The 11,669-nt window shown below is 69.2% G+C and carries 11 protein-coding genes; 3 read left to right on the forward strand and 8 right to left on the reverse strand.

Features of this window, described 5'->3' with window-relative positions; all coding sequences use genetic code 11:
* Positions 1–21 precede the first annotated feature (21 nt).
* Entirely contained in the window at positions 22–645 is a 624-nt protein-coding gene (locus LCM15_RS05485; protein WP_224854004.1) for a ribonuclease T2 family protein, read from the forward strand.
* 253 nt (positions 646–898) lie between these two features.
* Here the strand turns inward: LCM15_RS05485 and LCM15_RS05490 are convergent, their stop codons facing one another.
* The gene (locus LCM15_RS05490; RefSeq protein WP_224854007.1) at positions 899–1,579 is read right to left on the reverse strand and encodes a sulfotransferase family 2 domain-containing protein; all 681 of its coding nucleotides are present in this window, start codon (positions 1,577–1,579) and stop codon (positions 899–901) included.
* A gap of 110 nt (positions 1,580–1,689) precedes the next feature.
* Between LCM15_RS05490 and LCM15_RS05495 the strand changes: the two genes are divergently transcribed.
* The gene (locus LCM15_RS05495) at positions 1,690–3,315 is read left to right on the forward strand and encodes an AMP-binding protein (RefSeq protein WP_224854010.1); all 1,626 of its coding nucleotides are present in this window, start codon (positions 1,690–1,692) and stop codon (positions 3,313–3,315) included.
* Positions 3,316–3,402: 87 nt separating this feature from the next.
* On the opposite strand, the gene LCM15_RS05500 is transcribed toward LCM15_RS05495, so the two are convergent.
* The gene (locus LCM15_RS05500) at positions 3,403–4,092 is read right to left on the reverse strand and encodes a ZinT family metal-binding protein (RefSeq protein ID WP_224854013.1); all 690 of its coding nucleotides are present in this window, start codon (positions 4,090–4,092) and stop codon (positions 3,403–3,405) included.
* A 199-nt stretch (positions 4,093–4,291) separates the two neighbouring features.
* Here LCM15_RS05500 and LCM15_RS05505 point away from each other — a divergent pair, with 199 nt between their 5' ends.
* Positions 4,292–5,317, forward strand: coding sequence for a hypothetical protein (locus tag LCM15_RS05505; protein ID WP_224854016.1), 1,026 nt, complete (start codon positions 4,292–4,294; stop codon positions 5,315–5,317).
* Positions 5,318–5,478: 161 nt separating this feature from the next.
* On the opposite strand, the gene LCM15_RS05510 is transcribed toward LCM15_RS05505, so the two are convergent.
* The 6 genes from LCM15_RS05510 to LCM15_RS05535 all read right to left on the reverse strand — a co-directional run bounded on the left by LCM15_RS05510 (position 5,479) and on the right by LCM15_RS05535 (position 11,619).
* The gene (locus LCM15_RS05510) at positions 5,479–6,885 is read right to left on the reverse strand and encodes an SPOR domain-containing protein (RefSeq protein WP_224854019.1); all 1,407 of its coding nucleotides are present in this window, start codon (positions 6,883–6,885) and stop codon (positions 5,479–5,481) included.
* Between the two features lie 66 nt (positions 6,886–6,951).
* A complete protein-coding gene (gene upp, locus LCM15_RS05515; RefSeq protein WP_224854022.1) occupies positions 6,952–7,584 on the reverse strand; it encodes a uracil phosphoribosyltransferase in 633 nt (210 codons plus the stop codon).
* 138 nt (positions 7,585–7,722) lie between these two features.
* Positions 7,723–8,724 carry an adenosine deaminase gene (locus LCM15_RS05520; RefSeq protein ID WP_224854025.1) on the reverse strand — a complete coding sequence of 334 codons (1,002 nt, stop codon included), beginning with the start codon at positions 8,722–8,724 and terminating at the stop codon, positions 7,723–7,725.
* Positions 8,725–8,735: 11 nt separating this feature from the next.
* Positions 8,736–9,941 (reverse strand): phosphopentomutase, encoded by a 1,206-nt coding sequence (locus LCM15_RS05525; protein ID WP_224854028.1) that lies wholly within the window; start codon positions 9,939–9,941, stop codon positions 8,736–8,738.
* Entirely contained in the window at positions 9,938–11,227 is a 1,290-nt protein-coding gene (locus LCM15_RS05530; RefSeq protein WP_224854030.1) for a thymidine phosphorylase, read from the reverse strand. Before LCM15_RS05530 ends, LCM15_RS05525 begins: the two co-directional genes overlap by 4 nt.
* Positions 11,227–11,619, reverse strand: coding sequence for a cytidine deaminase (locus LCM15_RS05535; protein WP_224854033.1), 393 nt, complete (start codon positions 11,617–11,619; stop codon positions 11,227–11,229). Before LCM15_RS05535 ends, LCM15_RS05530 begins: the two co-directional genes overlap by 1 nt.
* Positions 11,620–11,669: the final 50 nt, after the last annotated feature.

Genomic DNA, 11,669 nt, shown 5'->3' on the forward strand with positions numbered 1-11,669 from the left:
GACGCCAAGAGGGAAGAGAAAATGCGCTGGCTGGTTGTGTTGCTGCTGTCGGCCGGTCTGGCCCGCGCCGAAGGCGAGCCTGCCGGCGCCTTCGATTACTACGTGCTGTCGCTGAGCTGGTCGCCCACCTGGTGCGCGCTCGAGGGCGATGCGCGCGGCTCGGAACAATGCGAGACGGACCACGGCTGGATCCTGCACGGGCTCTGGCCGCAATACCATCGCGGCTATCCCTCCTACTGTCCCACATCGCGGCGCGCGCCGAGCCGCGCCGACACCGCCGCCATGTCCGACATCATGGGCGCGGCCGGGCTGGCGTGGCACCAGTGGAAGAAGCACGGCAGCTGCAGCGGGCTCTCGCCTGATGATTATTTCGCCCTATCGCGCGAGGCTTACGGGCGGATCACCCGCCCCGGCCTCCTGCGACGGCTGAAAGAGCCCGTCACCCTGCCTGCCACGCTGATCGAGGACGCTTTCCTCGAGGCCAATCCCGGGCTCGAGCCGGACATGATCACCATCACCTGCCGCGACGGCCGCATCCAGGAAGCCCGGCTCTGCCTGTCCACGACGCTCGAGCCCGTGCCCTGCGGCCGTGACGTGGTGCGCGACTGCTCGCTCGGCGATGCGCTGCTCGATCCGGTGCGCTGACCGCCATGTCCGGCCACGAGGGGCGCTGCCCCTCGCGCTCCCCGGGATATTTCCCGCCAGAAGAAACACATTATTAAGGTTAATGGGTGATGCTGGTCCCACGGTACAGGCGGGGACGCCGATGACCGTGCCAGGAGAAGCCCCGGCTTCCCGCCCGTCCCTTCGGGGGCGGGTTTCCTTTTGGGCTCGGGCCTTGAAGCGCCCCGGTCTTCTTCTGGCCAAAAATATCCCCGCCGGAGGCTGCCTGCCCGTCTCACCGGTCCGGCGCCGGGCCTTTGCTTGCGACATCGTCAAACCGGTAGCCGAAGCGCGCGATGTCCTCGGCGCAAAGGGCGGCCACCAACTCTGCCGTCGTGTCGTCATAATATCCCCGGTGGTCGCGCGCCCGCTCGGAGGCATTGAGCCGCCCGATCTCGGGGCGGAAGCCCAGATGCGCCACGAAGGGCGCCATGTCCTGCTCGAGATGCTCGAGCCGGATGAAGAGCGAGGCGCGCTCCTGTCCCGTGACGTCCTGCATGTAGCGTCCGTAGGGCGCGGCGCGCAGGCTGGCGCTGGTCTGCGGATGTGCCACGAAGGCCGCGAAGGGCAGCGTCGCGGCCAGCGCCACCGCTGGGTGGTCGAAGCGCTGCGTGCGCAGCCAGTGATAGTAGCTCACCATGCGGTCCCACGGGTTGCGCACCAGCGTGACCGTGAACATCGCCGCGATCTCCTCGGGGCTCAGGACCCCGTCGATGTCGCTCAGCATCGCGTGCTTCCAGAGCCGTCCCCGCGCCGAGAGCTTCACCACGCGTCCGCGGCGCTTCTGCGCCTTCGGCGTGTCGCCGATCAGGATGTCATCGCGGTGCGCCCGCGCCTCGAGCGCCGCGGCCATCGCGGTGCCGCCGGTCTTGGGAATGTGCACGAAGATGTAGCCGCGGCCGGGGGAGATGATCATGCCCGTCATCGTAACCGCGCGCAATCGCATCGGGAATCCCCATTCAGGTCTTTCCGGACGCGCCGCGACTGCGCATAGTCGGGCGCAGCAGAGATCAGGGAGGACCCGCCATGGGCTGGCTTGCAGACGAAACCGGATTAGGCAAATGCGCCGCGAACCATGTGCCGCTGACGCCGCTGTCGTTTCTCAAGCGGGCGCGGCAGATCTATCCCGACCACCCGGCGGTGATCTACGGCCCGCATCGCAAGACCTATGCCGAGTATCACGACCGGGTCAGCCAGCTTGCCTCGGCGCTCACCAAGGTCGGCATCAAACCCGGTGACGTGGTGGCCACCATCCTGCCCAACATCCCCGCCCAAGCCGAGGCGCATTTCGGCGTGCCGGCCTGCGGCGCCGTGCTCAACACCATCAACACGCGGCTCGATGTCGACACCATCGCCTATATCCTCGATCACGGCGAGGCCAAGCTGGTGCTCTGCGATCCGCAGTTCATCCCGCATCTCGCCGAGGCGATCGAGTTGATGGAGCAGGCCCCGCCCACGGTGATCGAGGTGGCCGACCCGCATGGCGGTGCCAAGGCCTTCGGAGACTATCTCGAATACGAGGATTTCCTCGCCACGGGCGATCCCGCCTTCGACTGGATCATGCCCGAGGACGAGTGGGAGAGCCTCGCGCTCAACTACACCTCCGGCACCACCGGACGGCCCAAGGGCGTGGTCTATCACCATCGCGGCGCCTACCTGAACGCCATGGGACAGGTGCTGAGCTGGCGCATGGTGCTGCACCCGGTCTATCTCACGATCGTGCCGCTGTTCCACTGCAACGGCTGGTGCCACACCTGGATGATGCCGGCGGTGGGCGGGACCGTGGTCTGCTGCCGCGACATCACCGCGCACAACATCTATGACGCCATCGCCAACGAGGGCGTGACCCATTTCGGCGGGGCGCCCATCGTGCTCAACATGCTGGTCAACGCCCCCGAGGCCGAGAAACGCGCCTTCGACCACGTGGTCGAGGTGTTCACCGCCGGCGCGCCGCCAGCCCCCGCCACGCTTGCCAAGATCGAGACCATGGGCTTCCACGTCACCCAGGTCTACGGCCTGACCGAAACCTATGGCCCCGACGTGGAATGCGCCTGGCAGGCCACGTGGGAGCCGCTGCAGGGCGCTGAACGCGCCGCGATCAAGGCGCGTCAGGGCGTCGCCATGCCGTTCATGGAGCACATCACGGTGATGGACGAGCAGATGAAGATCATCCCCGCCGACGGCGAGACCAAGGGCGAGATCATGCATCGCGGCAACGGCGTGATGAAGGGCTATCTCAAGGCCCCCAAAGCCACCCGCGAGGCCTTTGAAGGGGGCTACTTCCACTCCGGCGACATCGCCGTGCTGCACCCCGACAGCTACATGCAGATTGCCGACCGCGCCAAGGACATCATCATCTCGGGCGGCGAGAACATCTCCTCGGTCGAGGTCGAGAACACGCTGATGGGGCACGAGGCGGTGCTGCTCTGCGCCGTGGTCGCCAAGCCCGACGAACGGTGGGGCGAGGTGCCCTGCGCCTTCTTGGAGCTGAAGCCCGGCCACGAGGCCAGCGAGGCCGAGCTCATCGCGTTCGCCCGCGAGCGACTGGCCGGGTTCAAGACCCCGAAAAAGGTCGTGTTCGAGGAGTTGCCCAAGACCTCGACCGGCAAGATCCAGAAGTTCCAGCTTCGCGCCCGCGCCAAGGAGGTCTGAGGCCCCCCGGAGCCGCGCCCGACCCGCCAGGCGCCTTGCGACCGTCAAAGCCGCAAGGCGCAGGGGTGGCCGGGCGCGGCAGAAGGATCAGTGCGCCATCATCTCGTGCGCGATCTCGTTTCCGGTCAGGTCGGCGGGATAGTAGGTCGGCCAGTTGGTGAGCTCTTCGAGAAGCGCCGCACGATCGTCGCCCCAGTAGAGGTGATAGTGGCCGGCGGGCTCCGGCGCGATCTTGTGGTCGCTGAATTGGATGAACGCCGGCGCCTCGGCGTCTCCGTCCTGCTTCTCGAATATGAAGCGCACGCCGCGATTGCCCGCGTCGTAGGTCAGAACCTCATAGCCATCGCTGGCATAGGTGCCGCTCACGGCGCCGTCGGTGCGGTGGAACGTCACCTCCTCGCCCTCGATCTCGATCCGGTCGACATCGGTCTTGTAGCCGATCTCGTATTTGGCGCGGTACTCTTCGGCGGTCTGGTCGCCGTTTTCGGCCTTGTGCGCCATGACCGCATCGAGCGTGCCGTCCTGCAGATAGGGATAGACCGACTGCCAGTCTCCCTGCCAGTCCGACAGCGGACGGGCCGCGATCGCGCTGTCCTCGAAATACCCGCGGCTGACATCGTCATGGGCGTGATCGTGGCCCTGCGCGTGCTCATGCCCGTGATCGTGGTCATGATCGTGGTCGTGGCTGTCCGCCGACTGGGCGAAGGCGGCGAACGGCGACGCGACCAGCAGTGCGAGAACCGGCAGGCTGAGACGTGTGGAGGTGATGGACGGCATGAGGACCTCTCGTAGTTCTGATTCTGTTACGTTATCATATAACACCTCCGCACTACCGGCGTGGACGTCATTCCGCAATACCGATTGTCGCGCGCGACGGGCGGCGCGACCGTCGGAGCGAACCAACCCGACCGGAACGCGTTGCCCCTGTCTCGCGGCCCATGCTACGGTGCCGCGAAACGAGGCAGAGCAGCCCTGAATGACGGCACTCAAAGAGTATCAACGACTGGAAGCATCGGGCCTCTGGCGACCCGAGCCCGACGCGCAGCGTCGTGACGTCGTCGTGTCGCTGGGCGATGCCTCGCTGACCATGTCCGAGTTCTCCGGGCGCCCGCTGGCGCACTGGTCGCTGGCCGCCGTGCGCCGTGCCAACAAGGGGCAGACCCCCGCCATCTACCACCCCGACGGCGATCCCGGCGAGACGCTGGAACTGCCCGAAGACGAGACCACGATGATCGAGGCGATCGAGCGCCTGCTGCGGGGCATCGACCGGCGCCGCCCGCGCCCGGGCAAGCTGCGCGTGGTGCTGCTGAGCGCGATGGCGGCCACGGTGTTCGCCGGGGCGGTCTTCTGGCTGCCGGGCGCCCTGCTCGAGCACACGCAGCGCGTGGTGCCCGCGGTCAAGCGCGACGAGATCGGCGAGGCGCTTCTGGCCCGCATCACCCGAATCTCGGGACAGCCCTGCATGACCGAAGAGGCACGCCTGCCGCTGCGCCATCTCGCCCAGCGTGTGCTGGGAGATGCCCGGCGCAACGATCTCGTGGTGCTGCCGGACGGGGTGCGCGACACCGCGCACCTGCCGGGCGGGCTGATCCTGATGAACCGCGCGCTGATCGAGGAGTACGACGATCCCGACGCCGCTGCCGGCTACCTGGTGGCCGAGGCCCTGCGCGCCCGCTCCCATGACCCGCTGGGCGAGCTTCTGTCCCATAGCGGGCTGTGGGCGACACTGAAGCTGCTCACCACCGGGGCGCTGCCCGACGCCACGCTCGACACCTATGCCGAGAGCCTGCTCACCGAGACCCGTGAGCCGGTCCCGACCGACAAGCTGCTTGACGCCTTCGCCGCCGCCGAGCTGCGCAGCACGCCCTATGCGTATGCCCGCGACGTCACCGGCGAAAGCACGTCTGCCCTGATCGAGGGCGACCCCCGCGCCGCCGAGGGCAGCCGGCCGGTGCTGTCCGACCCCGATTGGCTCAGGCTTCAGGCGATCTGCGGCGGCTGACGCGCGCAGCGCACGGTCTGAGGCTTGGCGCTGCGATCATGCGGGCTCGGACGGCGCAGGCCACGCCCCCTCTCTGTCGCGCCCCCTGACCGCGAGCCCCAACAGAAAAAAGCCCCGCCGCATCCGGCAGGGCCTGTTCGTCCGTCACTCGGAGCTTTGCCTCAGCGCAGGTAGGCCTGAACGTAGCCAGTCCCCCGCACCCGGCGCAGCGCCGATTGTAGCGCGCCGGTGTCGCGGTAGGGGCCGACCACGACGCGCCGGGTGTCGCCGCTGCGCAGGTAGCGCACCGGCAGTCCGGCGCCCCGCAGCCTTGCCGCGGCGGCATCGGCCTTGTCCTTGGTGGTGAAGACACCGACCTCGACATAACGCGCGGTCGCTGCCGCCGTCGGGGCCTTGGCCTCCGCCGCCGGGGTCGAGCGAGACGAGATCATCCCGGCCCGCGGCGCCTGCGCCACGGGGCGGCCGTTGCTGACGACGATCTGCGCTGGCAGCGGCGCCGGCTCGCGGTCGCGATAGACGAGCTGCGGGTCGCGCGCCGGGATCCGTCGCAGCGTCGGGTCGTTGACCCGCGGCACGGTGTTGGTCCAGCGCCGCTGCGTGGCGTAGTAGCCATCCACGGTCTGCCACGCGCGATACCGGTTGAGCCGGTCGTCCTCCCAGGCCGGGCGATAGCCCTGCGGCACCACCGGCGGCACCTCGGAGCGCGCCTCCCAGACATGCTTGGGCACGATCCGGCTCTGCGGCTGTGCGGCGAGCTGGGCCAGCGCCACCGGGTCGTCCGCCATCGGCGTGGCGCGGCTGTCGCTCCAGCTGCCCTGCCCGTTGCCGTAGTTGTAATAGACGTTCTTGCCGGCAGTCGGAGCCTCGCCCCGGCGCACTTCGGTGACGAACGGGCTCGACTGCACGCCGCAGCGCACGGTGCGGCCGTGGCTGCGGATGGTGCCGGTGGCGCCCGGCGGGCAAAGCTGCGACGGCGTCGCCACGCGCGGCGCGGTCGCGGCGGTCGCGACCGGGGCGGGCATGGTCTTCACCACGGTTCTCGGCGGCGGCGCCGAGGGCGGCTTCGAGGCCGGCGCCTTCACCACGCGCTGCGGCGCGGGCGCGGCGGGCCGCGACGCCGCGATGGCGACCGGCTGCCGGGCGCTCGTGGTGCGTGTGGGGGTGGGCGCGGGTCTCGCAGTGCGCGTGGGCGCCGGAGCAGCCGCCACGGCAGCGGGTTTCGGCGCGGGCGCCGCGGTCGGAGCCGGAGCCGGAGCCGGTGTAGGCGCGGGCGCGGGCGCCGGGGCGGCGGCGGTTTCCGTCTTTGAGGACCCTGAGAAAGTCGGCGGGTAGCCACAGACCTGATCGCGGTCGCGGGTCACGCGCGGCACCCAGACCACCGCTCCGTCGTAGCCCGCGCGCACGAAGACGCAGCCCTCGCTGTCGGCATACTGGGTGCCGGTGAAGCTGGCCGGAGGCAGCTCGGACGGCGTGTCGATGGTGGTGACCCCCTGGGCCAGCGCGGGCGTCAGCCCGGCGCCTGCCGCTGCGGTGGTGATGGCGAGGAACGCCAGAGTTTTCAATCGCATGTCAGCCCCCACAGGATTGGCAGAATCATGCCTGATCCATATAGCCCTGTAAAGCGGACTGACCGCTTATTTTGTGCCGAACATACGGTCGCCCGCATCCCCTAGTCCCGGAACGATATAGCCTTTTTCGTTCAGCCGCTCGTCGAGCGAGGCGGTGATGACCGGCACGTCCGGATGCGCCTGCTTCATCTTCTCGACCCCTTCGGGCGCCGCCAGCAGGCACAGGAACCGGATGTCCTTGGCGCCGGCTTCCTTCATCAGGTCGACCGCGGCAACCGAGGAGTTGCCCGTCGCCAGCATCGGATCGACGAGGATCACGCAGCGGTCCTCGAGGTTCTTGGGCACCTTGAAATAGTACTGCACCGGCTTGAGCGTTTCCTCGTCGCGGTAGAGGCCGACAAAGCCCACCCGCGCCGCCGGCACCAGCTCGAGGATGCCGTCGAGCAGGCCGTTGCCGGCGCGCAGGATCGACACCAGCACCAGCTTCTTGCCCTCGATCACCGGCGCATCCATCTCGCACATCGGGGTCTCGATGCGCTTGGTGGTCACCGGCAGCTGGTGGGTGATCTCGTAAGCCAGCAGCAGGCTGATCTCGCGCAGGAGCTGGCGGAAGGAGGCGGTCGAGGTGTCCTTCTCGCGCATCAGGGTCAGCTTGTGCTGGACCAGCGGGTGATCGACGACGGTAAGATGCTGTTTCATGGCCCCGGGACTCCTTGCGCTTTGATCGGCTTCCTCCTTAGCCCTCACGCCAGCGCGCCGCAACGCCCGGAACCCGACAGCCGCAAGGTTCCGGCGCGTCCGCCGCCAGCAGTCCCGTCAGAGCCCGCGAAAGCGGCGTCAGAGGTCGAGCCGCTTCAGCACTGTCTTGCGGGTCTCCTCGTCGCAGAACGCCGCCTCGGCGGAGGTCCGGGCGATCCCTGCGAACACCTCCTCGTCCCAGCCGAAGGTCCGGTGCAGCGCCTCGTACTCGTCGGCCATCGTGGTGTGGAAGAAGGGCGGGTCGTCGGTGCTGACCGTCACTTTCACGCCGCGCTCGCGCAGCTTGTCGATCGGGTGCTTGGACAGCGACGGGTAGACCCCGAGATTGACGTTGGACCCCGGACAGACCTCGAGCACGATGCCGTTCTCTACAAGTTTATCCACAAGCGCCAGATCCTCCCAGACCCGCACCCCGTGGCCGATGCGTTCGACCTGCAGGTCGGTGATCGCATCCTCGACCTCGCGCGGGCCGCGCCATTCGCCGGCATGCGTCGTCAGCCGCAGCCCGGCCTCGCGCGCCATGTCGAAGGCGTAGGCAAAGTCCCTCTGCCGGCCCTGGTTCTCGTCGCCGCCCATGCCGAAGCCCACGATCCAGTCGCCCGCGGTTTCGGCGCCGCAGCGCGCCGCGCGCTTGGCGGCCTCGGGGCCGAAATGGCGCACGCAGGTGACAATTCCCCTCAGAGTTATCCCCAGGCTTGTCTCCGCCCGGTCAGAGGCCTCGCGGATGGCATGGAGGTACTCGCGCCACGCCCCCACATCGCCGCCGCCGCAGAAGTCGGGCGAGATGAAGGTCTCGGCGTAAACCACGCCGTTCTGGGCACATTCCTCGAGCACTGCGGTGGTCAGCCGGGCGTAATCCTCGGGGCTTTTCAGCACCGAGGTGGCGGCCTCGTAGACCGACAGGAAATGCACGAAATCGGTAAAGGCGTAGTTGCCCCGCGCGTCGAATACGCCATCGAGCCTGACGTTCTTTTCCTGCGCCAGACCGCGGATAAAGGCGGGCGGCGCGGCCCCCTCGATATGCAGGTGCAGCTCGACCTTGGGCAGGCCACGTATGGCTGCGATGCGCTCTTCGTCCATGCCGGACTCCTTCACAGAAATGATTTCCCCGGCCCGCGGGCGGGCACGTCGAGATGTTTGGCAACGCTCGCCGCGACGTCGGCGAACGCCACCTGCCCGAGCGCCCCCGCCCCGGCCCCGGCAATCAGAACCGGCACCCGCTCGCGGGTGTGATCGGTGCCGACCCAGGTCGGATCGTTGCCGTGATCGGCGGTGACCACGAGAATGTCGCCCTCGCGCAGGCGCGGCAGCAGGCGGCCCAGCTCGGCGTCGAACCACTCGAGCGCGCGGGCATAGCCCGAGACATCGCGGCGATGGCCGTAAAGGCTGTCGAACTCGACGAAATTCGCGAAGGTCAGGGAACCATCCCCGGAGTTATCCACAAGGTCAAACAAGTGCCGCATCAGCGCCGCGTCATCGCCCTTGTGCAGGTGATCGATGCCTTCCATCGAGAAGATATCGCCGATCTTGCCCACCGCGTGCACCGTCCGACCGGCCTCCTGCGCCCAGTTGGTCAGAACGGGCTCCGGCGGGCGGATAGCGTAGTCGTGCCGGTTGGAGGTGCGGCGGAACGCCCCCTCCTCGCCAACGAAGGGCCGCGCGATGACCCGGCCGACCTTTCTCTCGTGCAGCATCGGCGCCATGCGCTCGCACAGTTCGAGCAGCCGCTCGAGGCCGAAATGCTCTTCATGCGCGGCGATCTGGAACACGCTGTCGGCAGAGGTGTAGCAGATCGGCCAGCCGCTGCGGATGTGCTCTGCCCCGAAACGGTCGAGCATCACCGTGCCCGAGCCGTGGCAATTGGCCAGCGTGCCGTCGGTGCCGGCGATCTCGCAGACCGCATCGATGAGGTCCTGCGGGAAGGCGGGCTGTTCGTCGGGGAAATAATGCCAGTCCCACGGCACCGGCAGCCCGGCCAGCTCCCAGTGGCCCGAGGGCGTGTCCTTGCCCTTCGAGCTTTCGGTCGCGGCGCCCCAGCGCCCCTGCGGCGCGGCCCCGAGGCCCGGCGGCAGGGTGCCGCTGGCCAGTTCCACCGCCCGGCCCAGCCCGAGCCCGTCGAGCACCGGCAGCGCCAGCGGCCCGCTGCGCCCGTCCTCGGCCTCGCCGCGCGCGCAGGCCTCGGCGATGTCCAGCAGCGTGTTGGCGCCGGTATCGGGCACGCCGTCGTTGAAATAGCTGTCCGCGTCCGGCGCGCCGCCGATGCCGACGCTGTCAATGACCACCAGAAATGCCCTCATCCGACACGCTCCCGCACCAGGGGGCCGGGCCGTGCGGCGTCGCCCAGCCTGATCGCCGCCTGCACCACCCGCGCCGCCGCGTCGGCCTGATCCTCGCGCGCCGCGTGGACCCGCGCCAGCGGCGTGCCCCGCTCGACCCGTTCGCCAAGGCGCACCACGTCCGACAGGCCCACCGCCGGGTCGATCATGTCGGTCTCCACCGTACGCCCGCCGCCGAGCCGGACCACGGCCAGCCCCAGCGCCTCGCCGTCGATCTGCGCCACGTGGCCGGCCTCCGGCGCCGGCACTTCGCGGATCACCGTGGCCTCGGGCAGGAAGCGGCCCCAGGTCTCGACGAACTCCACCGGCCCGCCAAGGCCGTGGACCATCCGCCCCATGCGCTCCGCCGCGGCGCCGCTCTCCAGCGCCTCGCGCAGCCGCGTCTCGGGGGCGTCGATCCCGGCGCGCTCCAGCAGCGCGGCCCCCAGCGCCAGCGTCAGCTCGTAGAGCGGACCCTTGTCGCGACCGGTCAGCACGCCCATCGCCGCGTCGACCTCGAGCGCGTTGCCCAGCGCCGGCGCGATCGGCTGGTTCATGTCGGTGACGAGGGCGGTGGTCGGGCAGCCCGCCGCGTTGGCGGTCGAGACCAGCGCCTCCGCGAGCCGGCGCGCCTCGGCGTCGGTCTTCATGAAGGCGCCCGAGCCCACCTTGACGTCGAGCACCAGCCCCTCGAGCCCTGCCGCAAGCTTCTTGGAAAGGATCGACGAGGTGATCAGGTCGAGGCTCTCGACCGTGGCGGTGACGTCGCGCACCGCGTAGAGGCGGCGGTCCGCCGGCGCGATCTCGGCGCTGGCCGAGACGATGGCGCAGCCGGCCTCGCGCACCACCCGGTCGAAGCGCGCCTCGTCGGGGGCCACGACATAGCCGGGAATGGCGTCGAGCTTGTCGAGCGTGCCGCCGGTATGGCCCAGCCCGCGCCCAGAGATCATGGGCACGTAGCAGCCGCAGGCGGCGAGCGCCGGGGCGAGGACCAGCGACACGCAATCGCCGATGCCGCCGGTGGAGTGCTTGTCGAGCACCGGCCCGTCGAGATCCCAGCGCATAACGTGGCCCGAGTCGCGCATCGCCAGCGTCAGGGCGACCCGGTTCTCCTCGCTCAGCCCGCCGAGGCAGACGCCCATGGCGAAGGCGCCGGCCTGCGCGTCGCTGACGCGGCCATCGGCGAGGCCGCGGGCAAACCAGCGCAGCCCGTCGATGTCGGGCTGTTCGCCCCGCCTCAGGGCGGCAATCACCGTGCGCGCGTCCATCAGGTGCGGTCCATGTGGCCCGCTCCGAAGGCGCCGGGAAGCAGCTCCGCCACGGTGGTCTCGAGCGTGTGGCCGTCGACCGTGGCCAGCGTCACCCGCGTGTCGCCCTTCGCGAACTCGGCCAGCTTCTGCCGGCAGCCGCCGCAGGGCGGCACCGGGTGGGCGCTGTCGGCGATGACATAGGCCTCGACGATCTCGGTCTCCCCCGCGGCGACCATGGCGGCGATGGCGCCCGCCTCGGCGCAGGTGCCCTCGGGATAGGCCACGTTCTCGACGTTGCAGCCGGCATAGATCCGGCCCGAGGGCGCACGCAGCGCTGCGCCCACCTTGAAGCGCGAATAGGGCACGTAGGCGTTTTCGCGCACGTCACGCGCGACTTTCTCGAGATCCACGTCCGAGACTCCTTCCAGCAGTTCTGAGCCTCATGTTTGCGAGCCGCCCT

This window comes from Salipiger bermudensis (assembly GCF_020171625.1).
GTDB lineage: Bacteria > Pseudomonadota > Alphaproteobacteria > Rhodobacterales > Rhodobacteraceae > Salipiger > Salipiger bermudensis_B.